Annotated in this window: 21 protein-coding genes; 11 read left to right on the forward strand and 10 right to left on the reverse strand. The window is 62.2% G+C overall.

Annotation, left to right across the window (positions count from 1 at the left end; translation table 11 throughout):
- Positions 1-321: 321 nt before the first annotated feature.
- Positions 322-642 carry a hypothetical protein gene (locus tag NEI07_RS13530; protein WP_256035216.1) on the reverse strand — a complete coding sequence of 107 codons (321 nt, stop codon included), beginning with the start codon at positions 640-642 and terminating at the stop codon, positions 322-324.
- A 263-nt stretch (positions 643-905) separates the two neighbouring features.
- Between NEI07_RS13530 and NEI07_RS13535 the strand changes: the two genes are divergently transcribed.
- Together NEI07_RS13535 and NEI07_RS13540 are read left to right on the forward strand one after the other, a co-directional pair.
- Positions 906-2204, forward strand: a complete 1299-nt coding sequence (locus tag NEI07_RS13535; RefSeq protein WP_256035218.1) for an O-acetylhomoserine aminocarboxypropyltransferase/cysteine synthase family protein — start codon at positions 906-908, stop codon at positions 2202-2204.
- Positions 2205-2214: 10 nt separating this feature from the next.
- The gene (locus tag NEI07_RS13540) at positions 2215-2475 is read left to right on the forward strand and encodes a hypothetical protein (RefSeq protein WP_256035220.1); all 261 of its coding nucleotides are present in this window, start codon (positions 2215-2217) and stop codon (positions 2473-2475) included.
- Positions 2476-2633: 158 nt separating this feature from the next.
- Here NEI07_RS13540 and NEI07_RS13545 read toward each other — a convergent pair whose 3' ends face one another.
- The 4 genes from NEI07_RS13545 to NEI07_RS13560 form a co-directional block, all read right to left on the reverse strand.
- Entirely contained in the window at positions 2634-3227 is a 594-nt protein-coding gene (locus NEI07_RS13545) for an outer membrane protein (RefSeq protein WP_256035222.1), read from the reverse strand.
- 496 nt (positions 3228-3723) lie between these two features.
- On the reverse strand, positions 3724-4785 hold the full coding sequence (locus NEI07_RS13550) for an extracellular catalytic domain type 2 short-chain-length polyhydroxyalkanoate depolymerase (protein WP_256035223.1): 1062 nt from the start codon (positions 4783-4785) through the stop codon (positions 3724-3726).
- A gap of 55 nt (positions 4786-4840) precedes the next feature.
- Positions 4841-5371 carry a bifunctional adenosylcobinamide kinase/adenosylcobinamide-phosphate guanylyltransferase gene (cobU, locus tag NEI07_RS13555; protein WP_256035225.1) on the reverse strand — a complete coding sequence of 177 codons (531 nt, stop codon included), beginning with the start codon at positions 5369-5371 and terminating at the stop codon, positions 4841-4843.
- Positions 5368-6477, reverse strand: a complete 1110-nt coding sequence (locus NEI07_RS13560; protein ID WP_256035226.1) for a cobalt-precorrin-5B (C(1))-methyltransferase — start codon at positions 6475-6477, stop codon at positions 5368-5370. The genes cobU and NEI07_RS13560 overlap by 4 nt, the downstream gene beginning before the upstream one ends.
- 92 nt (positions 6478-6569) lie before the next feature.
- Between NEI07_RS13560 and NEI07_RS13565 the strand changes: the two genes are divergently transcribed.
- The 4 genes from NEI07_RS13565 (at position 6570) to NEI07_RS13580 (ending at position 10457) form a co-directional block, all read left to right on the forward strand.
- On the forward strand, positions 6570-7127 hold the full coding sequence (locus tag NEI07_RS13565) for a YbhB/YbcL family Raf kinase inhibitor-like protein (protein ID WP_305123744.1): 558 nt from the start codon (positions 6570-6572) through the stop codon (positions 7125-7127).
- Complete coding sequence (cbiB, locus tag NEI07_RS13570) at positions 7124-8086, forward strand: adenosylcobinamide-phosphate synthase CbiB (RefSeq protein ID WP_256035228.1); 963 nt, start codon at positions 7124-7126, stop codon at positions 8084-8086. Before NEI07_RS13565 ends, cbiB begins: the two co-directional genes overlap by 4 nt.
- Positions 8087-8249: 163 nt before the next feature.
- The gene (locus tag NEI07_RS13575) at positions 8250-9542 is read left to right on the forward strand and encodes a polyhydroxyalkanoate depolymerase (RefSeq protein ID WP_256035272.1); all 1293 of its coding nucleotides are present in this window, start codon (positions 8250-8252) and stop codon (positions 9540-9542) included.
- 75 nt (positions 9543-9617) lie between these two features.
- On the forward strand, positions 9618-10457 hold the full coding sequence (locus NEI07_RS13580) for a class I SAM-dependent methyltransferase (protein WP_256035229.1): 840 nt from the start codon (positions 9618-9620) through the stop codon (positions 10455-10457).
- A gap of 146 nt (positions 10458-10603) precedes the next feature.
- Here the strand turns inward: NEI07_RS13580 and NEI07_RS13585 are convergent, their stop codons facing one another.
- Positions 10604-11653, reverse strand: a complete 1050-nt coding sequence (locus NEI07_RS13585; protein ID WP_256035230.1) for a WcbI family polysaccharide biosynthesis putative acetyltransferase — start codon at positions 11651-11653, stop codon at positions 10604-10606.
- A gap of 162 nt (positions 11654-11815) precedes the next feature.
- Between NEI07_RS13585 and NEI07_RS13590 the strand changes: the two genes are divergently transcribed.
- From NEI07_RS13590 to NEI07_RS13605, 4 genes are all read left to right on the forward strand, one after another.
- Positions 11816-12880 (forward strand): GSCFA domain-containing protein, encoded by a 1065-nt coding sequence (locus tag NEI07_RS13590; protein ID WP_256035231.1) that lies wholly within the window; start codon positions 11816-11818, stop codon positions 12878-12880.
- Between the two features lie 84 nt (positions 12881-12964).
- On the forward strand, positions 12965-13393 hold the full coding sequence (locus NEI07_RS13595) for a DUF1772 domain-containing protein (RefSeq protein WP_256035232.1): 429 nt from the start codon (positions 12965-12967) through the stop codon (positions 13391-13393).
- Between the two features lie 94 nt (positions 13394-13487).
- Positions 13488-14912 (forward strand): dihydrolipoyl dehydrogenase, encoded by a 1425-nt coding sequence (lpdA, locus tag NEI07_RS13600; protein ID WP_256035233.1) that lies wholly within the window; start codon positions 13488-13490, stop codon positions 14910-14912.
- Between the two features lie 74 nt (positions 14913-14986).
- A complete protein-coding gene (locus NEI07_RS13605; RefSeq protein WP_256035234.1) occupies positions 14987-15553 on the forward strand; it encodes a hypothetical protein in 567 nt (188 codons plus the stop codon).
- A gap of 674 nt (positions 15554-16227) precedes the next feature.
- On the opposite strand, the gene NEI07_RS13610 is transcribed toward NEI07_RS13605, so the two are convergent.
- The gene (locus NEI07_RS13610; RefSeq protein ID WP_256035235.1) at positions 16228-16839 is read right to left on the reverse strand and encodes a L,D-transpeptidase; all 612 of its coding nucleotides are present in this window, start codon (positions 16837-16839) and stop codon (positions 16228-16230) included.
- A gap of 278 nt (positions 16840-17117) precedes the next feature.
- Here NEI07_RS13610 and NEI07_RS13615 point away from each other — a divergent pair, with 278 nt between their 5' ends.
- Positions 17118-18017, forward strand: coding sequence for a histone deacetylase family protein (locus NEI07_RS13615; protein ID WP_256035273.1), 900 nt, complete (start codon positions 17118-17120; stop codon positions 18015-18017).
- Positions 18018-18058: 41 nt separating this feature from the next.
- Here NEI07_RS13615 and trpS read toward each other — a convergent pair whose 3' ends face one another.
- The 3 genes from trpS to NEI07_RS13630 form a co-directional block, all read right to left on the reverse strand.
- Entirely contained in the window at positions 18059-19078 is a 1020-nt protein-coding gene (gene trpS / locus NEI07_RS13620) for a tryptophan--tRNA ligase (RefSeq protein ID WP_256035236.1), read from the reverse strand.
- A gap of 189 nt (positions 19079-19267) precedes the next feature.
- Complete coding sequence (gene ykgO / locus NEI07_RS13625; RefSeq protein WP_014892454.1) at positions 19268-19393, reverse strand: type B 50S ribosomal protein L36; 126 nt, start codon at positions 19391-19393, stop codon at positions 19268-19270.
- Between the two features lie 107 nt (positions 19394-19500).
- Positions 19501-21762 (reverse strand): TonB-dependent receptor, encoded by a 2262-nt coding sequence (locus tag NEI07_RS13630; protein ID WP_256035237.1) that lies wholly within the window; start codon positions 21760-21762, stop codon positions 19501-19503.
- Positions 21763-21879 lie beyond the last annotated feature (117 nt).

The following is a 21879-nucleotide window of genomic DNA, read 5'->3' on the forward strand; positions in this document are numbered from 1 at the left end:
GGCGCGCCGAAGATTGCGCCCGCAGCGATTGCGGCCGTCAACAGCAGTAGTTTTTTCATATGGCGAATCCCCCTTTGGATTGGGCCCGAGTCGCGGGGTTGCGCTCATTTATGGCCCGGGCGGATTATAGTCGGCGAGTTCCTCGACTCAAGGAATAACGCCAAGCTTGAGATTCGCATCATCGCATCCATGGCGAAAAGCGATCGGCGACTCTCACGACGCTGAGATCAGTCGCCATGCGTCGCGAAGCCGCCGATCGATTCACACACAGCGATTCCCGACCCGTGTTTTCCTTGCCGCTGATCGCCGTTCGAACTGACGCTATGAGCTTGGCCCCTTCTTCCGCCTGATCTCTTCGGGCGGGGACCATTCCTGCCCGCTCTGTGTTCCTTTCTTGCCCTCCACCGCCGGCGCGCCGGCCGAGGTTCCACTTGGCCCGGAAACGCCGCTTGGATTGACCTCCTCCGCTTTGGGATTGTCCTTCTGCACCGATCCCGAAGGCTCAACAGGCGTGCCGGCGGCCGGCCCCGACGTCACGCCCTGCTCCTGTTGCTGCAGCTGTGACTGCTGCTCCTCGGCCAACGCCGCAGACGCCAGAAAGGCGAGGGCGAGGCTTCCGATGACGGCTATTCCTGTCTTCATGTCGAACTCCCTGGCGAGGCGCCAACGCGCAAAATTCGCCCCGCGGGTAAATGGAGGCGGGAATAAAACTAGCAATGGCGTGAAGCGCGCGATGTAGCGCTCGCATACGCTTTGCCGTATTCAGCTTGCGCTTACGCCGGAGCCGCTTCCCGATCACACGGAATCATGTGATCGATAAGAATCGCTCAAAATCAAAATGGTGGAGCAGGCGCTCTTCGAAAAAGTCTGTCAGCTTTTTCGGAAACTGTTCTGGGAGGAAGATGATGGCCGTCGACAGCAAGCACGCCGAAACGATTGCGCTCCACGCCGGCTGGCGCGCAGATGAGACCAACGGCGCCGTCGCCGTTCCGATCTATCAGACGACCTCCTATCAGTTTCGCGACACCGAGCACGCCGCCAATCTTTTCGCGCTCAAAGAACTGGGCCACATCTATACGCGCATCGGCAACCCGACGACCGGCGTATTGGAGGCGCGGCTCGCGGCGCTGGAGGGCGGCGTGGCGGCCCTGGCGCTGGCTTCGGGACAGGCGGCCTCGGCGCTTTCGATTCAGAATCTGGCGCGCGTCGGCGACAATGTCGTCTCGTCCACCGATCTTTACGGCGGCACCTGGAACCTCTTCGCCAATACGCTGAAGGACCAGGGCCTCGAGGTGCGCTTCGTCGATCCGGCGGATCCCGAGAATTTCCGCCGCGCGACCGACGCGCGCACGCGCGCCTATTACGCCGAGACTCTGCCTAATCCAAAACTCACCGTGTTTCCGATCGCCGAAGTGGCGGCGATCGGCCGGGAACTCGGCGTGCCACTGATCATGGACAACACCGCGGCGCCGATTCTCTGCCGGCCGATTGATCATGGCGCAGCGATCGTCGTTTATTCGACGACGAAATATCTTGGCGGCCACGGCACGTCGATCGGCGGCGCCATCATCGACTCGGGCAATTTCGACTGGGAGAAATTCCCGCAGCGTCAGCCGGCGCTGAATACGCCAGATCCGAGCTATCATGGCGCCGTCTGGGTTGAGGCGGTCAAGCCGATCGGACCGGTCGCCTACATCATCAAGGCGCGCGCGACGCTGTTGCGCGATCTCGGTCCCGCGCCCTCGCCGTTCAACGCTTTTCTGACGCTGCAGGGCGTCGAAACGGTGACGCTGCGCATGGAGCGTCATGTGCAGAACGCACAGAAGGTCGTCGACTTCTTGAGCAAGCGCAGTGAAGTGACGCGCGTCATTCATCCCTCGCAACAGACCGGCGAGATGCGCCGCCGCGCGGACGCCTATCTGAAGGGCGGCTATGGCGCGCTGCTGGGTTTCGAGCTGAAGGGCGGTCTCGACGCCGGCCGCAGATTCATCGACGCGCTGGAGATGTTCTATCACGTCGCCAATATCGGCGACGCGCGCAGCCTCGCCATTCATCCGGCGACGACGACGCATTCGCAGCTCGCCGAGGACGCGCAGCTCGCGAGCGGCGTCACGCCCGGCTATGTGCGCCTTTCGATCGGCATCGAACATATCGACGACATCATCGCCGATCTGGAGAAAGGGCTGAACGCGGCGGGCGCGTAAAACGCTCCCTGTGAAACTTATCGACGCTTTCGCCTCGCATTCGGCGCTTGTGTCCGTCCTGACGATCGGGCCATTCGTCAAAAAAAAGGCAGAGGCGGAGGAGGAGGAGGAGGTGGTGGCGGTGACGGCAATCGACGCCCTCGTCTGCGGCGTGGTCCCCACGAGTCTGGGGGCGGAGGCGGCGGTCCCCAGCCAGGCTCCGCTCGTGCGAAAGTCGCCGACGCAACTGAGACGACGCCGGCGAGCGCGGCCAATTCGCTACAACAAATAGCAAATGCCAGCGCTCCCGCCGTCGCGGTCAGCCGTTTGCGCCGTCGAGACGACACATCATTGTTACACATGATGTCTGCCTTCACGCTTGATCGAAAGGAACGCGCTATGGTGATGAACGTCGCCAGGCGGCTAAGCGTATCCGACCCTTGGGAACGCTTAGAAGGCCTTTCGCGGGCTTAGAAATGCATATGGATCGAAGCGATAGTTGAGTCCCGCTCGCACGACGTGGAAACCCTGGTCGCCATGTCGACGTGGCCCAAAATCTTCGTTCTGGGAAAGGCGGACATAGAGGTATTCAACCTTCGCAGACCATTTCGGAGCGAAAGCCCATTCAACGCCGCCGCCGGCGGTCCAGCCTGCCCCCGCGCCGCTGCTTCCACCATAGGCGAATCCGCCGGTCCCATAAACGAGCAATTTCGGACTAACTATCGTTGTGCCCAAGCGTGCCCGAACCGTTCCAAACCAATGCACGCCACTCATGCTTGATCCCTGGATATCGGTTTCAAGGCCGGCGACAAACAGCGGCGAAAATTGGTGATTGTAACCCAGCTGGCCGCCGCCGATTACGCCGCCGGCTCCCCTATTCGGCACTCCTCCTCCGAGGTTTGCGCCAACATAGAAGCCGGTCCAAAGCGGAGGTGGCGCAATTAAGTACGGCGGCGGCGAAGATTTATGGGAAGGCAAGTCCGCCGCCTGCGCGCCCACTGAAATCGCGCTAAATGCAATGAGCACGCCAAGCGATCTTTTCATATCCTTACCCCTTTTTTATCCACGCCGTCCGGGGTCGAGCGAACGCAGTGACGTCCGACATTTCCGAGCCGCGCCTAGCATATGGGGCTACTTCCTCAGCCGGACTGAGGCCAATTGATTTCAATTTGTTTCGGGCAGTCGCTCGTGCGAACTCGAAAATATAGGCGCTCTCCGCCCCTCGCGACGTCTGCCTTTTGGCGCGACGAGCTTGCCCGTCCGCCATCACGTCACACGACCCGAACGATGGCCACACGCCAACTATTCGCGTCCTAGCCAAGCGAAGAAATGCGCAGCAGACTGAGTGGGAAACGGCGGCCGGTCTTCGTCCTATCGGGCGAGTCGAGGTTGGAGGCGCGCAAATGACGCGCCCTAATTCGCAATTTGGCTATTGTTCCGATAGCGAACGGCGCCAAAAGGCACACCCAAATTGTCACAACAATCGCCATCTCCCGACATGCGCAATGATGATGCACAAGCACGACATGAGGCGCTAGACTCAGGGCTTCGTCGCGAGCCGGTCCACGATCGCGCGAATGGCGGCGATCTGCGGACCTTTCTTGGTGTGGTGCTCGGCGTTGTCATAGCCCCACCAGTCCCAGCAGGCGTTAGGGTTCCACACGAAATTCAACGTATAGAACGGCCAGCCCCAGCCCCAGCGGCTGATGGTTTGCGGATACACAACGATAATGTGGTTCGTATCCGCCCAACGATTGTAGCCGGCGTTCTTATAGAATGCGTCGCCGATTTGGGCGGCCTGCTGTTTGCAGCCATGCAGCGCGACATGCACGCGGCACGTCTCCAAGGCGCAGGCATGCGGCACATAGGCGTAGCCAACATCGCTTAAACTGTGATTGTAGGGATTGCCGTCCGGCAGAAACTCCTTCTGATCGAACTCGACATATTTTCCGGCGGGCTCTGCGCTCGGCGGATTGAGCGGACCGTAAATCTGTTCGAGCAAGGCTTTCGCGGCGTCGAAATCGCAATCGACGATGAACGGAGCCTTGGTCGCCGCGCAATCCTTGTCGCCAAAGTCCTCGGTCACCATCGCGTGGCCCGCGCCGATGTCGTTTCGATAGACGATGCGATCCGGCGGCACATAAAACGAATAATAGTCGCGCGCCGCATCCATCACGACGGGAAGCACCACACCGTCCTTGCGGCCGGAAAACAGCCAGACGCCCGCATCGTTCAAATTGGCGACGTCGTCTATGGCCCCCGAGCGCGCGAGCGAGTCGGTGATGTCCTTCAGATGCGCCGGATCCGGGACAGGATGCGTAGCGTCCGGCTTCATGCAATTGCCGGTCGCGCGATTAGAGCTCTGCTCCGCGCAGTCGTAAGGCACGCCGGCGATGATCCCCGCGCCTTTGACAACGCCGGAATGCGCCACATGGAATTGCAAGGCCATCGCGGCGCCCGATGAAAGCCCTGACACGGAAGTCTCGGACAGATTTGCGCCGTAGGCCGGCAGACGCTCGGCGCCTGACGCCGCTTTGATCGCAAACAGGGCCGCGATGGCGAGAGCGACAGGGATTTTTGATTTGAGCAAACTGTTGCACATGAACGTTCTCCTTCAAATACGCGCACAAGATTCAATCTGCGCAGAACGCCAAAAATCAGACGTTCGGCTGACCCTTCACGATCAGCGGATTGCCCGCGACGACAAGCGCGACTCTTCCCGCAATCCGTGAGACAGACTGATGCAATTCGCCTGCCGCATCACGGAAAGAACGCGCCAATGCATTGTCGGGCACGATCGACAATCCAACCTCGGACGAGACGGCGACGGTCGGCGCCGAGCGGAACGATAACGCATGAACAAGCGCCGCGCGATCACGCGAAAGATCGGCGCCGCCGAGCAGCCGATTGCTCAGCCAGAGCGTGAGACAGTCGATCAGCAACGGGCCATCGACTGGCGCCTCGCGAACCGCTTCGACGAGCGCTTGCGCCGCTTCGACCGTGCGCCAATCCTCGCCGCGTCTTGCGCGATGCGCGTCGACGCGCGCGCGCATTTCCTCATCGAGAATCTCCGCTGTCGCAATATAGGTCCAGGGCGACGGATGCGTGACGATGAGACTTTCCGCATAAGCGCTTTTGCCGGAACGCGCGCCGCCGAGCACAAGAGTGAGATGCGGATTTTCGCTCATATGCTGGCCCTTTGAAACGCCGTGCGGGCAAGTAGAGCCCCCTCGCGGTCGAATATGATGATCTCCAATTCGCCCTCCGCCGTATCGAGCGCCCGCGCAGCGGTTCTCCAGGCATCGCGCGCGATCGGCGCTGCGAGATCGACCCCGGCGCTTCGCGCGACCTGCAAGGCTTCGAGCGCGCTATTCGCATTGGCGATGAGCGCCGCAATCTCTTCGCCCGCGCCGACCTCTCGCGCGGTGTGGGCGAGCCGCGCAAAATCGACGCTCGAGCGCCCCGAATGGAGGTCGAGCCGTCCTTGCGCGAGCTTGGTCATTTTGGCGAAGCCGCCGCCGATCGTGACCCGCGCGACCGGATGCGTGCGAAGATATTTCAACAGCCCGCCGACGAAATCGCCCATTTCGATCAGGGCCGTCTCCGGCAAATCATAAAGCCGCTTCACCGCCGCCTCGGAGGTCGAGCCCGTCGTGCCGGCGACATGCGCTAAGCCGCTGGCGCGCGCCACATCGACGCCGCGATGGATGCTGTCGATCCAGGCGGCGCAGGAAAAGGGCGTCACAATCCCGGTGGTGCCGAGAATGGAGAGTCCGCCGACGATCCCCAGCCGGCCGTTGAGCGTATGTCTGGCGAGTTCCTCGCCGCCGGGAATCGAAATTTCGATGTCGGCGTCCGCGCCGACGCCGATCTTCGCGCTCGCTTCGATGATCGTCTCAAGCATCATCTTACGGGGCGTGGGATTGATCGCCGGCTCGCCGGGCGGCAGCGGAAGCCCCGGCCGCGTCACGACGCCAACGCCCTCGCCCGCGAAAAACCGCACGCCCGCGCCCGGAGCGCCGCGGCGCACTTGCGCGCATATAAGGGCGCCGTGGGTGACGTCCGGATCGTCGCCGGCGTCCTTGACCACGCCGGCGCGGGCGACATCCCCTTCCCGTTCGAAGGTCGCCAACGCGAAGGCGACGCGCTTTCCCGACGGCAACGCGATCTCGACCGGATCGGGAGGCGGCGCGTTCGTCATCAGCGCCTCGAAGGCGGCGCGCGTCGCGGCGGTCGCGCAGGCGCCCGTCGTCCAGCCGCGGCGCAAAGGACGCCCACTTCCCGCATCGCTCATGCGCCCTCTTTACCGCGAAGCGCGGGCGCGCGACACCGGCGCGCCGATCCGCTAAAGATGCGGCGAATTCCAGATTTGAGGAGCACGCTTACATGTTGCGCAGCGTTTCATCCTTTCTCGGCCTTATCGCGCTGGCCGCCGCCGATACGAGCGGCGCCCATGCGTTCGAGCTCACAAGCCCCGACATCGCCGAAGGCAAGACAATCGATATGAGGCATGTCTATGATTCCATGAGCTGCACCGGTGAGAACATCTCGCCGGAGCTCAATTGGAGCGACCCGCCTCCTGGAACCAAGAGTTTCGCTGTTACCGTGCATGATCCCGATGCGCCGACGGGCGGCGCCGGCTTCTGGCACTGGCTCGTCGTCGACATTCCGGCCGACGTTCGGGGCCTGAAGCGGGGCGCCGGCGAGGCGTCTGGTAAAAATCTGCCGCCCGGCGCGCATCATTTGGAGACGGACTTTGGCGACAAGGCCTATGGCGGCCCCTGCCCGCCGCCCGGCAAGCCGCACCGCTACGTTTTCACCGTCTATGCGCTCAAGACGGAGAAGCTCGGCGACGCCGCCCATGGCCGCACCGCCATCGCCGGCTTCACCATTAATCAGAACGCGCTGGCCAAGGCCTCGATCACCGCGCTTTTTGGACGGTGAATTTCGACGTTGCGCTCCTGGCGCTCGCCATAGAGGCGGGCGCCGGCTATCCGGATGCGCTTTTTCGCAGGATCGGCCATCCGGTGACATGGATGGGGGCGTTGATCGCCGCGCTCGACCGAGGACTGAACCGTGAGGGCGATTGCTTCGCGCTTCGACGGGCGAAAGGCGCCCTCGCTCTCGCCGCGCTTCTTGTCGTCGCAGTTGGGAGCGGCGCGCTGATCGAACGCGCGGCGCTCGCGCTTCCGCTCGGTTGGATGGCGCTCGCTGTGCTTGCGTCCAGCCTTCTGGCGCAGCGCAGCCTTCATGCGCATGTCGCCGCGGTCGCGGAGGCTCTAACGATCTCGGTGGAAGACGGCCGGACGGCGGTGGCGAAAATCGTCGGACGCGACGTATCGGCGCTGGACGAATCCGGCGTCGCCCGCGCCGCGATCGAGAGCCTTGCCGAGAATTTCTCCGACGGCGTCGTCGCGCCGGCGCTCTGGCTCGCGGTTTTTGGCTTACCCGGCGCGCTCGCCTACAAGGCCGTCAACACCGCCGACAGCATGATCGGCCACAAGTCGCCGCGCTATCTCGCCTTCGGCTGGGCCGCGGCCCGCTGCGACGATGTGATGAATGTCCTCCCCGCGCGCGCGGCCGCGGGCCTGCTGGCGATCGGCGCCTTGGCGATGAGGGACGCCTCCCCGGCCAAAGCGCTGACGGCGGCCTGGCGCGATGCGCCGAAGCACGCCTCCCCTAACGCCGGCTGGCCCGAAGCCGCGGCGGCGGGCGCTCTTGGCCTCAAGCTCGGCGGGCCACGCTCCTACGGCGGGGCTGAGGCGGCGGACGGCGCGAGTCTTGGCGACGGCAGGTGCGAGGCCGATGCGGCGGATATTCGCCGCGCTTTGGCGCTCTATCGGATTTCAACCGCCACGCTCTGGTTTTCGCTTGCAGTCGGGGCCTTGACTGCGAGAATATGACGGAACTGCGAATTTTCAGTTCCGTGGCGCCACAGCTCTGCTCGCCAGATTTCTAACTTGGCCCATCTTGAATGTGTTATAAATATGATTGTGCAGTGCAACATGAAATCGCAGCGCGGCGGCTGCGACGGGGGTGGCGGGGAGAAGCGTAAAGATGGACCGTATGTCTTACCAGCTCTACGAAATGTTGCACTTGGCTTTCGCGCCGGCGCGGGCGGCGACGGACGCGATGTTGCACGCGATGAAGAATCCGCTCAATCCGCTGCATCATACCTCGTTCGGCCGCAACGTCGCCGCTTCCGCGGAGCTGTTCGAGCGCATGACTCGCCGCTACGGGAAACCGCTGTTCGGTTTGGACACGACGGTTGTCGACGGCGCCGAGGTCGAGATCGTCGAGGAAGTTGTCTGGAGCCGCCCCTTTTGCGGCTTGCTGCATTTCAAGCGGCAGTTTGCCGGTCCGGCGCCCCGACAGTCGAAATTGCTGATAGTCGCGCCGATGTCCGGCCACTACGCCACGCTGCTGCGCGGCACGGTCGAGGCGTTCCTGCCGACCCACGACGTCTACATCACGGATTGGAGCGACGCGCGCACGGTGCCGCTCGTCGACGGCTCTTTCGATCTCGATGATTACGTCGATTATCTCATTGAAATTATGCGCTTCCTTGCATTGGACGCGACCCAAACGCCCTTGCATACGCTTGGCATCTGTCAGGCCTCGGTGCCGCTCATCTGCGCGATCGCCGCGATGGAGGCGGACGACGATCCCGACGTCCCGGAATCAATGGTGCTGATCGGCGGCCCCATCGACCCCCGTGTGAACCCGACGGCCGTCAACAAGCTGGCGCAGCAGCGGGGCATGGATTGGTTCCGCAGCCATTGCATCCACACCGTGCCGTTTCCGCACGCGGGCATGGGACGCCAAGTCTATCCGGGCTTTCTGCAGCTCTCCGGCTTCATGTCGATGAATTTCGAGCGCCATATCTCGGCTCATCTCGAAATGTTCAACCATCTCGTCGAAGGCGACGGCGACTCCGCCGAAAGACACCGCGATTTTTACGACGAATATCTCGCGGTGATGGACCTGACCGCAGAATTCTATCTTCAAACCGTCGATCGCGTGTTCGTCCGCCACCAGGTGCCGCTCGGCCTGTTGCGCCACCGAGGCAATCTGATCGACCTCAAAGCGATCCGCCGCACGGCGCTCTTTGCCGTCGAGGGTGAAAAGGACGACATTTCCGGCGTCGGCCAGACCGAGGCCGCGCTGGATCTCTGCGCCAATATTCCTGCCGCCCGGAAGCGCCATTATGTGCAGAAGGGCGTCGGCCATTACGGCGTCTTCAACGGCTCGCGCTTTCGCGACGAGATCGCGCCACGTATCCGCGCCTTCGCGACGGACATGGAGAGTCTCGACGGCGTCGGGACGGTGCGGCCTCACCTTGCATGGAGCGCGGAATAAAGGCAAAATCCGCGCCTCGCCGCGACTAGAGTGGGCGCTGTCGCGCGCCTGACGCAATTATCCAAGGAACATTCGATGGACGTGCAGGACGCAGCCTCGCGCGAAGCGCTGCAAAAGGAAATTGACGCCATTCATTGGTATCATGAGTTCGATTTCGGAAACGGGCTGCGCGCCCTCAGCGTGTCGCAAGCCGACGATCACCGTCGCATCTGGCGCTTCATCGAGAGCGAACTCGACAAGATCGATTTCGCCGGCAAGAGCGTGCTCGAAATCGGCTGCTGGGACGGATTCTGGAGCTTTTACGCGGAGCGGCGGGGCGCCAAGCGCGTTGTCGCCACCGACGACGTGAGCCAAAACTGGGCGAGCGGCGCCGGGCTGCGCCTCGCCAAGAAGCTTTTAAAGTCCAACGTCGAGATCGATCAGAACGTTTCGATCTACGAAGCCTCGAAGCTCAACGAGACTTTCGACATCGTCCTCTGTCTTGGCGTCTACTACCATCTCGTCGACCCCTTCGCGGGATTTGCCGAAGTGCGGCATCTCATGCACGAAGGATCAATCGCAGTTTTCGAAGGCGACGCGACGCTCGAATTGCGACCCGACACCTATTATTGGGACATGTCGGACTCGGCCAAATCCTGCTTCGTGCCGACGCAGTGGGGCCTCAACCATATGTTGAAGACGGCCTATATGGATGTGGCCTCGCAGAGCTGGATGCGTCCGCCGCCGGCGTTCAAGCTCAATGTCGATCCGGCGCATCTTATCGGCTTCACCGGCGCGCTGGATCCTTCGGGTTTCGCGCCCCTGAAACATCGCGAGCGCATTCTCACCGTGGCGAAGCCCTTCAGCGGCGAAAATCCGCTGCATCCCTATAAGCCGCCGTTCGACCTGTCGAAATTCGACACGCGCTGGAAATAGTACGGATATCCGTGCATTTGGGCCGTGTCATTCCCGGCAGGCAAAAAGCCTGACCGGGAATCCAGGGCCGATCCAAACGCGCTGGTCTTGCTCTCGATTCCCCATCGCGCGCGCATTGCGCGCGTCGGGAATGACGCAAGCAATGCTTACAGCGTCGGCGTCAGACCGGCGGCGAAATTCTCCCGCGCCAATCTCATCAGCAGTCCGCTCGTCGCCTCGTCGGCGAGCCAGGCGTCGACGCGCGCATTGCTGAGCTTTGACAGATCATGTGCGCTGTAGCTCTTGTAACAGGACGCAAGAAACTGCGGCAGGTTCAGGAAATCGCCCACCGTCGTCGATATATGGTGGTTCTGCAGCTTGAACATATAGCCGCCCTGCGCCCCATATCGCTTGGCGATCGGCGGATAGATCGGGAAGATCTCGCTGCGCGCAAGATCGTGAATGTCGTAGTAGTTGAAATTCACCGCGCGCGGCTTGAGTCCGACCTTCTCGAAAAGTTTTTTGGAGAGATCGAACAGCACGAAGCTCATCGGATGCACCGTGCTGTACATGAAGACGCCCCGGCGCGACCAGTTCATCAGCTCGGCCGAAAGATCGACGCCATATTTGTCGCGCGCGGCGTCGAGCAGCTCGCGCGACGCGTCGTTCCACATGTCCAAATAGCCGAGCGCATCAAAGACGTTTTCGTTGAAGAGGGCGTTCGCCATCTCAAGCGACAGGCCTTTGCGGTAGGCGAAAAGCCCGATCGCTGAATGATAGGCTCCGATCGGACCGGAGACGAAACCGTGCAAGCGCGTCAAATCATGGATATAGACGAGATCGGGATGAAAGGCCGCGAAGCCGATCGCAGGAAAGATTATTGTTTTCGGCAGACGCTGGCGTAGTTCCTCCGAGCCGCCCCCGCGCACATGACCGTCAAGAAAGTCGTGCGAGAAGACGTAGTCGTAGGTCTCGAGCGTCTTGGCGAAGAGGCCCATCGTCGAGCGGGCGCGGGCGATCATCGAAAAATGGTCGACTGTCGCGCTCGGATCGAGCACTTTCATGGCGTAGGCGACGCCGAAACTCTGGCAGTTGCCGACGATCGCGATCCGCGGCCCGGTGTTGCGCATGACGCGGCCGGTGAATTTCGCGATCCTCGGCTCGATGGCGTATTGCCGCCAGGATTTTAGAATCTGTCTGTCAACCTGCGTTAACATGCGGTCTTTCATGGCTTGGCGACGGCGCGGGCGTTCTCAGCGGCGCCGCCGGGTGACAAGCGGGCGGGCGCCGTCTATGTTGCGACGCCAGAAGGCGGCTCGCGAACGACGCGGGAAAAGCTCGATCCGCGACGATCAGCCGGATCAGAAAGGAGTGCGACCATGGCGGAGAACCCCTATAGCTCCCTACCCGACCATCGCTTTTGGCGCAAGGCGGTGACGTCGCTGCCGCCCTTCGCGCTCGATCCAATCATTCGCACGCCTTTCAAGATTTCGCCACAGGACAAGGTCGCCACAGGCGGCAGCTGCTTCGCGCAAGAGATCGCGATGCGCCTGCAGGCGAGCGGATTTCATTATTATCTCGCCGAACAGCCGCCGGCTGGCATGTCCGCGGATGAGGCGCTGCGCCGCAACTACTCAATGTATTCCTGCCGCTACGGCAATCTCTACACGACCGCTCAGCTGCTGCAATTGATCGAACGCGCCTATGGACGCTTCACGCCGCAACTCGATTACTGGAACCGTCCGGAAGACGGCCGCGTCGTCGATCCGTTCCGGCCGCGCATCGAACCGGACGGATACGCCACGATTGACGAGATGCGCGCCGATCGCGAGCGGCATCTCGCCGCAGTCCGCCACATGTTCGAGACGATGGACGTCTTCGTTTTCACATTCGGCCACACCGAGACCTGGCGCCACAAGCCCGATGGCGCGATCCTGCAGCTTGCGCCGGGCGTCGCCGGCGGCGTCTGGGATCCGAGCGTCTACGAGTTCTACAATATGACCGTCAGCGAAGTCGTGCGCGACTTCATGGCCGCGGTCGACCGCATTCGTGAGGTCAATCCCAAGGTTCGCATCGTGCTGAGCGTGTCGCCCGTCGGCATTATCGCGACCTACGAAGACCGGCACGTCATCGAATCGAACTGCGCCGTCAAGGCGATTCTGCGCGCCGCCGCCGACGAGGTGGTCCGGGCAAGGCCGAACATCGCCTATCTCCCCTCCTATGATCTCGCCACGGTTTCTCCGAACGTGCCGATGTTCTATCGGGAGGATACGAGACGCATCAATCCCTATGGCGTCGATCGCGCCATGCGGGTGTTCTTCGACCATTTCACCGATCGCCGAAAAGAGCAGGATGTGGTGAAGGCGGTGAAAATCGACGTCGCCGCGGAAGCCGAGAGCAACTCCCGCGTCGTCTGCGACGAGGAAGCGATCGAGTCAGCTTAAAGAATAACAACGGTGGCGGGTCGGCGGTCGGGGTCGAGTCGCCAGGAACGCCGAGTTATGCGCCGACCGCCAAAGGACGCTTGAATGATTATTGGTTCGCTTGCGCTCGCGACGGCTGGCGCTTTCACCGGCGCCTCGCTCTACGTCAACTATGTCGAACAGCCGGCGCGGCTTGCGCTCAGCGACGACGCGCTGATCAAGGAGTGGGAGCCCTCCGATCACCGCGGCTTCATTGTGCTCGCAAGTTTTGCCGCGCTTGCCGCCCTCTTCGGCTTCATCGCCTATCGCGAGCTCGATGACGTCAGATGGCTTTTCGGCGCCCTGCTCGCCATCGCGAGCTGGCCCTACACCTATCTCGCCATCGTGCCGCTCAACAATCGCATCCTGGCGCTGATCGAGGCCGATGCAGCGCACGAAGCGCGCAAGGTGATCAATCTTTGGGGTCGCCTGGAGCTGGGTCAAACCGCGCTGGGGCTCATCGCAACGCTCATCTACGTCTGGGCCGCCGGCTGATTTCCGAGAGCGGCGTTTAGCCAAAATTCATCTCGGATGCGTTCATCTGAGAAACGGACTTTGGCAGCGGCGCCATTTTTGAGTTGCGGATGACATGACCTACGATCTTATCGTGATCGGATCCGGTCCAGGCGGTTACGTATGCGCGATCCGCGCGGCGCAACTTGGATTGAAGACGGCCGTCGTCGAGAAGGACCCGACATTCGGCGGCACATGCCTCAATGTCGGCTGCATTCCGTCGAAGGCGCTGCTCCACGCGTCGCATATGTTCGAAGAAGCCGCGCATGGATTGGCGCCGCTCGGCGTCATGGTCGATCCGCCGCGTCTCGATCTTGCGGCGATGATGAAGCACAAGGACGACACCGTCGGCGCGAACGTCAACGGCGTCGCGTTCCTGTTCAGGAAGCACAAGATCGAGTCGTTTCGCGGCGTCGGCCGGCTGAAAAGCGCCGGGCGAGTCGAGGTCGTCGGGCCCGACGGCGCCGTTCAAACACTGGAAACGAAGAACATTGTTCTCGCCACCGGTTCGGCTGTCGCGCCCCTGCGCGACGCCTCCGGCGCGCAGATTGCGGTCGACGAAAAGCTGATCCTTTCGTCGACCGGCGCCTTGGCCCTGGCGAAGACGCCGAACCGGCTGGTCGTCGTCGGCGCGGGCGTCATCGGACTCGAGCTTGGATCGGTCTGGCGCCGGCTGGGGACGGAAGTGATTGCGATCGAATATCTCGATCGCATTCTGCCGGGCTTTGATCTCGAGATCGCCGCGCGCTTTCAGAAGATCCTCGAAAAACAGGGCTTCGATTTCCGCCTCGCCTCCAAGGTGACAGGCGTGCGGCGCGAGGGAACCGGCAAGGCCGAGCGCGCTGTCGTCTCCTATTCGTCGGTCGATGGCGCGACGTCCGACACGATCGAGGCGGACGCGGTGCTCATCGCGACGGGCCGCATCCCCTTCACGCAGGGTCTCGGACTCGAGGACGCCGGCGTCGCCCTGGAGCGCGGGCGCATCGTCATCGACGAAGGCTTCGCGACCAATGTTCCTGGAGTCTACGCCATCGGCGACGTCGTGCGCGGACCGATGCTTGCCCATAAGGCTGAGGACGAAGGCATCGCCATCGCCGAAATCCTCGCCGGACAGGCGGGGCATGTGAACTATGGCGTCATTCCCAGCGTCGTCTACACGATGCCTGAAGTCGCCTCAGTCGGCATGACTGAAGAAGAGGCCAAGTCCCGAGGGATCGAGGTCGCGATCGGCAAATTTCCCTTTACCGCCAATGGCCGCGCGCGCGCGATGCGCGCGACCGACGGTTTCGTGAAAATCATCGCCGACGCCGCGACCGACCGGGTGGTCGGCGTCCATATTCTTGGCGCCGCGGCCGGCGAATTGATCGCTGAAGCTGCGGTGTTGATGGAATTTTCCGGGTCCGCGGAAGATCTCGCGCGCACCTGCCACGCCCATCCGACGCTCTCGGAGGCGATGCGCGAGGCGGCCTTCGCCGTCGCCAAACGCGCCATTCACATTTGAGCTGGCCATGTCGGCCGCCGTGATTCACGCCGAGCGTTGGCGCTACGCGCCCGCCGCATGTGAGAGGAAGTCGTATGGAAAATTGGAAACAGCGCCTGAGGGACGCGCTCTGGTTCACGCTCGCCGTCCTCTTTCTGGTCGAAACCTGGCTGTGGGATCATTTCAGCCAATGGCTGCACGATCTTGGACGCGCGCTTGGGCTTGAACGCTACGAGCAGCAGTTCAAGGACTTCGTTGCGACGCTTACGCCCCTAAAAACATTGGCGATATTTATCGCGCCAGTGTTCGTGATTCTCCCGGCCAAGCTGGTCGGTTTTGAATTGATCGCGCATGGACATGTGTTCACGGGGCTTTTCGCGATCCTTCTCGCCAAAACGCTGGCGCTCGGCTGCATGTCGTTTCTTTTCGACATCTGCCGGGACAAGCTGATGCAGATCGACCGCTTCCGTCAGATCTATTCGGTTGTCATCGAGATTCGCGCTTGGGCGGCCAGACTGGTCGCGCCGTTCAAACAGCGCGTCTATCAGACCGCCGACGCGATGTGCAGGCGAATAGAAACGTTTATCGGCGTTGAAGCAGGATCGCTGACGCGCGGCGTCGCGCGCTTGCGTGAACTCGCGCGTCAGAAACATTCGGCCTGACTATTCGCAGATCGCGTATCCAAAGCAAAAATCGTCGTCGCTGAGCGACGGTCGAGAGAGAATCGTCGTGGCGCTTGCAACGCCTGCCGCGAACAGGAACAACATCAGTACATACAAAACCAAATTGCGCATGACGGCCCAGCCTTCCGCCTCTCGCCGCAACGGATATGAAAACTTGAAAGGCGCGGCGCTCCGCGTCTCCGCTCTTTCGAGCATCGATTTGGGCGCGCCGGCCTTTCAAATAAGAAACGCAAATGTCGGGCGCGCGTTCCACGAACTTTCGCCGCCGAATGAAAATTTTACTGGCAAATCGCATAGCCGTAGCAAGGGTCCGAAGGTTTCGCTTGCGCGGACGACGCGAGGTAAGCGCCCGCGCCAGCGAATTCCAGCAAGAGAACGCAGACCACCAGGACTAAGCAGCCCATGCTTGTCGTCGGACGCATAACGATTTTCCCTCTTCGATCGCCCGCACCCTGCGAGCATTCGCGACATTAAGGTTCGCTTTACCAAGGCGCAGTGCGACGGCGCACACTGGCGATCGGTCGAGAAGACCGGTTTTGCTCGGGCTGCGGTTACGCCGAGCCACTGCAGGACGTCCGATGGCGCAAAAGACGACGCCCTCGCGCGCTGGGCGGAGGGCGTCGCAGGAATCTTAATCAGCTGTGGCGAAAAGCTTAGAGCACGACGACTTTCGTGCCGACCTTCACGCGGTTGTAGAGATCGATCGCGTCGATGTCGCGCATGCGGATACAGCCCGAGGACACCGCCTGTCCGATCTTGTCCGGCTCATTGGTGCCGTGGATACGATAAAGCGTATCCCTGCCGTTCTGATAGAGGTAGAGCGCGCGCGAGCCGAGCGGATTGTCGGGACCGCCGGGCAGACCGCCGGCGTCCGCCGTCGGCTGGAGATGCGGCCAACGCTCGAGCATGTCCTTCGGCGGGATCCACCGCGGCCATTCCTGCATGCCGCCCACATAGGCCCGGCCGGTGAAGGCCATCGCGTCCTGACCGGTGGCGACGCCGTAGCGCACGGCCTTTCCGCCCGGCATGACATAGTAAAGGAATTTCGAGCGGTTATCGACGATGATCGAACCGACGGGCTCGTTCGTCTTAAAATCGACGAGGTAGCGTTCATATTGCGAGCTTACCCCAGCCTTGGGAGCAAGCGCCATGAATTCGGCGTCGCGGCCATTAAGCCTCGGATCAGGAAGAGGCGTTCCCCCGTTGCAACCCGCCAAAAAGACAGCGAGAAGCGCGGACGCCGCTGTCACATATCTGAAACTCATTTCAGGCACTCCTTCCTGCCGAAAAACAGTTGTTACGATTTTCTTATCATGAACTTTGGCGCTGGGATCACGTCTTCGGAATTATTCCCTTACTGTTGCGCCGGCGCCACGCTAACCGGCGCGGACCTGCACTTGAGCTTTACCATTTCTTTTTCATGGACAGATGGCCGCAGAAGGCCGAGAATCATAAGGTTGACTGGCGTAGCGTGGCCTGCCCGGATTGCGTCGCAGCATTGAAAACCCTTCTCGTCACACATGAAAGCGGGCTCCTTCATGAGATGGGTCCCGGCCATCCCGAAGCTCCCGAACGGTTGCGGGCGATCCAACGCGGCTTGGAGCACGCGCGATTCGCGTCGCTGAGCCGAATGAATGCGCCCCAAGCGCAAGCGGAGGCGCTGCAACGCGTCCATCCGCAATCCTATCTTGAAGCCCTCGAGCGCGCGGCGCCGCGCGAAGGCTATTCGGCGCTCGACAGCGATACGCTGATGTGTCCGAAGACGATCGAAGCCGTTTGGCGCGCGGCGGGAGGCGCCGTGGCCGCGGTGGATGAAGTCATGTCGAGTAGAGCCGACAACGCCTTCGTCGCGGTCCGCCCGCCTGGGCATCACGCGGGCGCCCACAATCCGATGGGTTTTTGCTTCGTCAACAATGTCGCCGTGGCCGCGCGCCACGCCCTGGCGGCGCATGGGGCTGAACGCGTCGCGATCGTCGACTTCGACGTCCATCACGGCAATGGCACGCAAGAGATTTTCTGGGCCGACGATAGAGTGCTGTTCTGCTCCACGCATCAGGCGCCCTTTTATCCAGGCACCGGCGGACGCAATGACACGGGGGACCACGACAACGTCGTCAATGCGCCGCTCCTCGCCGGCTCGACGGGGGACGCCTTTCGAGAAGCGCTCGCCGACCGAATCCTGCCGCGGGTGCGCGATTTCGCGCCCGATCTGATCCTGATTTCGGCGGGCTTCGACGCCCATGAGCGGGACCCGCTCGGCGGCCTGCGACTCCGCGAGACGGACTTCGGCGACGCGACCAAACGGCTGATGGATATCGCCGACCGGCGTTGCGGCGGCCGAATCGTCTCAATGCTCGAGGGCGGCTATGACGTCGACGCTCTCAGCCGCAGCGTCAACGCGCATGTGCTCGCGCTCATGGGCGTTGCGGAGGCGAGCGATTAGTCTGGCGTCTACTCGCTTCCGATCAAAGCCTCTGCTCCAGGTCAAGAAGCCCTAAGGTCAAAAAGCCTTAAGGCTTCGCGCACTTCCGCCATGGTCTCTGCGGTTAGATTCTGCGCTTTGCGCGTCCCCTTTCGGAGAACGTCCATAACAAAATCAGGATCGCGCTTCAGTTCAGACCTCCGCTCGCGAATTGGGCCAAGCAACGCCTTTAAGACATCAGTCAGGCGCGATTTCAGCGCCATATCGCCGAGCCCGCCACGCTGATAACGAGCCTTTAGATGGGCGACGGCCTCACGGTCATCGTCGAATGCGTCCAGATAGGTGAAGACGACATTACCCTCGACACGGCCGGGATCAGAGGCGCGCAGATGGCCGGGATCGGTGTACATGCGCCGCACCGCCTCCTCTATCTCACCGTCACTTGCCGAGAGCGGAATAGCATTGCCCTGGGACTTGCTCATCTTCGATCTGCCATCGACGCCGGGAAGCCGTCCCACCCGCGGAATCAAAGCCCGAGCTTCGAGCAGCACGTCTCGACCGATCTGTCGATTAAGGCGCCGCACGATCTCGTTCGTTTGTTCGATGATCGGGGCCTGGTCTTCTCCCACAGGCACTAAAGTCGCCTTGAATGCCGTTATATCGGCAGCTTGCGCGGCCGGGTAACAAAGGAAGCCGGCAGGGATGTCACGGTCGAAACCACGCGCGCGTATCTCATCCTTGATGGTCGGATTGCGCTCGAGACGGGCGAGACTGACAAAGTTCAAATACAGCAGCGTCAGCTCGGCGAGCGCGGGCAGAAGAGATTGGACGCAGATCGTGGACACAGCCGGGTCCACGCCAACAGCCAGATAGTCGAGGGCTACCTCGAACACGTTGCGACGGACTTTCTCCGGGTCGTGTGCGTTATCGGTGAGCGCCTGTGAATCGGCGAGCAACAGATATTGTTCGTGAGTGTGTTGCAGGGCGACGCGGTTCTGAAGCGATCCCGCATAATGGCCTAGATGCAACGGACCGGTCGTACGATCACCGGTCAGGATCACGGGAGGAGGCGTTTTGGTCATGGCGCAAAGGGCTCTCTCGTTGAGAGCCGCCGCCACGGTCGGTTAGCCACACAAACGCCCGCGCCGCCGTAACAGCGGCTCGGGTCATGAAATATGACGGGCCGCGCTTAGGAAGCGCGACGCCAGCAATATGCAATGCAGAGCAAAAGCGACGTTTCTCGCTTGGCAGAAATCACGACGGACCCCTGATCAGCCCTGGCGCGCCTTATAGCGCCGCTGCACCTTGTTGATGATATAGACGCGGCCCTTGCGGCGCACGATCTGGTTGGCGCGATGGCGCGAACGCAGAGATTTCAAAGAGTTGCGGACTTTCATCGATCTCACCCCGGCAATAGTGAACTGGCCGGGATACGCCCAGCGCTTCGTTGGCCCCGCCTATGCCCTATTTCGCCCCCGCGATCAAGCCGAAACGCCTTAGGCGCCTAAAAGCGCGCATTCGCGAAAAACCGCAGATTCGCGCCTGGGAGCAGCACTTCATCCTTGCGGAAGGAGACGCTGTTGCGGATGTCCTCGTTGAGGAGATTGTCGCCGACGAGTCCCAGCCTCAATTCGCGGCTCAGCGGATCGCCCGGATCGAACAGCATGCGGTAGCTGATTTCAGCCCTCAGCAAATTATAGCCCTTCGTTGGCGTTTCATTGGTTGGGTCGATGTTGCGCTGCGCGAAGGCGTGCAGGAGGTTGACCCGCAGCAGCCAGTTCATATCTCGCCAGAACAATCCGCCGCCGAGCCGAACGGGCGGAATGCGGGGGACGTTGCCGCCGCCCACGAAGGTCGCCCGCACCACGTCGAACTGGTGCTCCACCCCAAAAACGCCGCCTGCCAGCGACGCGACGTCGAGCTGGCTCTGAAACTCGCCGCCCCGGAAGAGCGCATTGCGCTGGGCGTAGAAGGCCTGACGAAGATCGCCCTCGCCGTCGAAGGCGCAGCTCGCAATGTCGGCCTCGCAGACCGCGCCGGTGAGATTTCGGAAGATGAAGCCGTCAAAGCGCGTGAGGTAGGCCGTCGCCTCGAAACGGAACGGGCCCACCGGACGCCGCAGGCCGATTTCGATGGTCTTCGCCGCTTCGATTCCAAGGTTGGGATTGCCAATATCGAATGTCCCCGTCGCCTCATGCATGCCGCGCGAAAAAAGCTCGGGCGCGCGCGGCGCGCGTTCGACATATTGGGCGGTCAGGCTGGCGACGACGCCTTGCGGCAGATCTTGCAGAAAGCCGAATGCTCCGCTCTTTGGCGTGAAATTTCGCACGCGGGCGACTTGCAGCGCCGGATCAGCGAGGAGTTCGGGAAATGCGCCGGAGACGGTCGCATGTTCGATGCGTCCCGCAAGCTGCAGTCGCGATGTGTCGGTCAGTCTGAATTCGTTGAACCAATAGCCGGCGACGCTGCGCGTCCGATTGGGGTCGAAGAGCCCGCCCTCGCGTCCTGGTGAGGTCAGGATCTGATGCGTGCCCTGCACGCCGAAGGCGCTTGTCAGAGTCGCGAAGGACAAGTCGACCGGGCGAAGCTGCGTTTCGACCCGCGCCTCGAGATCCTTGTTGGTGAAGGTCTGCTGAACGCCGTTGACGCCGCCCTCATTGGCGAGTTCGTGGTGCTTGTAGTCGGTGAGCCCCGCCCAGAAGCGGACCGCTTCGATATAGGCCGACTGCGGCCGGAACTCGCCCTTGGTCGTCACCCGCGTCTGGCGAAGTTCAATGCGCGTATTGGTCTCCGTCGGCTCAATGCCGGGGATGTGATAGCGCGAGTTGAACTGCGTCACGGCGACGCCGACGAAGCCGCCGTCGAAAAAATAGGAGCCGCCGACCGAACCGCCGGCCGAGCGCATTGACGAATTGGGCTGGCGTCCGGAGACCGGTGGCGGCGGATCCGGCGGAAAGAGATAAGGATAGCCGGGAATAAGGTAGTCGCTGCTGCGACGGCCATGGACATCCATGTGGAAAGCGACGTTGCCGCGGCCGACGTCGAGCAGCGTCGCGTTTTCCAGCGCATTGTCGACGGTCATCACCGCGCCGCGCGTCTCGAAAACCGAACACCCCTCCGTCTCGGCCGTAGGAAGGAGCGCGAGACGGCAGGGCAAGGCCGTGGGAATGCGGTTGTTCTCCACATTGACGACGCCGCCGATCGCTTGCGACCCCCAGCGCAGCGTCGCCGGGCCGCGCACCACCTCGACCTGGCTTGCGGCGACGGGATCAAGCGGTACGGCGTGGTCCTCGCCAAGTTCCGAGACGCCGCTGTTGCTGACGCCATTTTCCTGGATGCGCACCCGGTAATTGTCGAGGCCGCGCACAATGGGACGGCTCGCCGCGCCGGGCGCGAAGGTCGATCCGGTGACGCCCGGCTTGGCGAAGAGCACGTCGCCCAGCGTCGCGCCCGGCGAGCGCCGCAGCTCCTCATTGGTGACGACCGTCACCGTCGCGAACTGATCGGCGACGATGGGAAGGACGCCTTGCGGCGCTACGGTCGGTTCGCGCGGCTCGGGTCCGCTCGGGCCTGCGACGTTGCGGTTGCGCCCGCCGGGCGCTGGGGGAGTCTGTGGCGGGGAGACGATCTTGGCGCGTTTAATTGGACTGACGGCGCCGACTTCAATCGGCGGCAAAGCCTGCTGAGCCACGGCGCTCGCGACGCTGGTGAAAATCCCGACGACTGCGCCGCCGGCCGCTGCGCCGACCAAAACGCTCTTCCTCATGGACGCCCGCTCTCGCTAATATGTTATAACATAACATATCCGAGGCGGACTGAGCCGTGTCAATACGCTGTCGCTCGGCGTGAGCAGGTCAGCGCCGACTGTGGCCTCGACGCCACA

Source organism: Methylocystis suflitae, from assembly GCF_024448135.1.
In the GTDB taxonomy this organism is placed as follows: domain Bacteria; phylum Pseudomonadota; class Alphaproteobacteria; order Rhizobiales; family Beijerinckiaceae; genus Methylocystis; species Methylocystis suflitae.

Bases quoted from the DNA above. Each gene is read 5' to 3' on its own strand.
- NEI07_RS13530 (WP_256035216.1), bottom strand. From the start codon at position 642: ATGAAGACAGGAATAGCCGTCATCGGAAGCCTCGCCCTCGCCTTTCTG.
- NEI07_RS13535 (WP_256035218.1), top strand. From the start codon at position 906: ATGGCCGTCGACAGCAAGCACGCCGAAACGATTGCGCTCCACGCCGGC.
- NEI07_RS13545 (WP_256035222.1), bottom strand. From the start codon at position 3,227: ATGAAAAGATCGCTTGGCGTGCTCATTGCATTTAGCGCGATTTCAGTG.
- NEI07_RS13550 (WP_256035223.1), bottom strand. From the start codon at position 4,785: ATGTGCAACAGTTTGCTCAAATCAAAAATCCCTGTCGCTCTCGCCATC.
- cobU (WP_256035225.1), bottom strand. From the start codon at position 5,371: ATGAGCGAAAATCCGCATCTCACTCTTGTGCTCGGCGGCGCGCGTTCC.
- NEI07_RS13560 (WP_256035226.1), bottom strand. From the start codon at position 6,477: ATGAGCGATGCGGGAAGTGGGCGTCCTTTGCGCCGCGGCTGGACGACG.
- NEI07_RS13565 (WP_305123744.1), top strand. From the start codon at position 6,570: ATGTTGCGCAGCGTTTCATCCTTTCTCGGCCTTATCGCGCTGGCCGCC.
- NEI07_RS13575 (WP_256035272.1), top strand. From the start codon at position 8,250: ATGTCTTACCAGCTCTACGAAATGTTGCACTTGGCTTTCGCGCCGGCG.
- NEI07_RS13580 (WP_256035229.1), top strand. From the start codon at position 9,618: ATGGACGTGCAGGACGCAGCCTCGCGCGAAGCGCTGCAAAAGGAAATT.
- NEI07_RS13585 (WP_256035230.1), bottom strand. From the start codon at position 11,653: ATGTTAACGCAGGTTGACAGACAGATTCTAAAATCCTGGCGGCAATAC.
- NEI07_RS13590 (WP_256035231.1), top strand. From the start codon at position 11,816: ATGGCGGAGAACCCCTATAGCTCCCTACCCGACCATCGCTTTTGGCGC.
- NEI07_RS13595 (WP_256035232.1), top strand. From the start codon at position 12,965: ATGATTATTGGTTCGCTTGCGCTCGCGACGGCTGGCGCTTTCACCGGC.
- lpdA (WP_256035233.1), top strand. From the start codon at position 13,488: ATGACCTACGATCTTATCGTGATCGGATCCGGTCCAGGCGGTTACGTA.
- NEI07_RS13605 (WP_256035234.1), top strand. From the start codon at position 14,987: ATGGAAAATTGGAAACAGCGCCTGAGGGACGCGCTCTGGTTCACGCTC.
- NEI07_RS13610 (WP_256035235.1), bottom strand. From the start codon at position 16,839: ATGAGTTTCAGATATGTGACAGCGGCGTCCGCGCTTCTCGCTGTCTTT.
- NEI07_RS13615 (WP_256035273.1), top strand. From the start codon at position 17,118: ATGGGTCCCGGCCATCCCGAAGCTCCCGAACGGTTGCGGGCGATCCAA.
- trpS (WP_256035236.1), bottom strand. From the start codon at position 19,078: ATGACCAAAACGCCTCCTCCCGTGATCCTGACCGGTGATCGTACGACC.
- ykgO (WP_014892454.1), bottom strand. From the start codon at position 19,393: ATGAAAGTCCGCAACTCTTTGAAATCTCTGCGTTCGCGCCATCGCGCC.
- NEI07_RS13630 (WP_256035237.1), bottom strand. From the start codon at position 21,762: ATGAGGAAGAGCGTTTTGGTCGGCGCAGCGGCCGGCGGCGCAGTCGTC.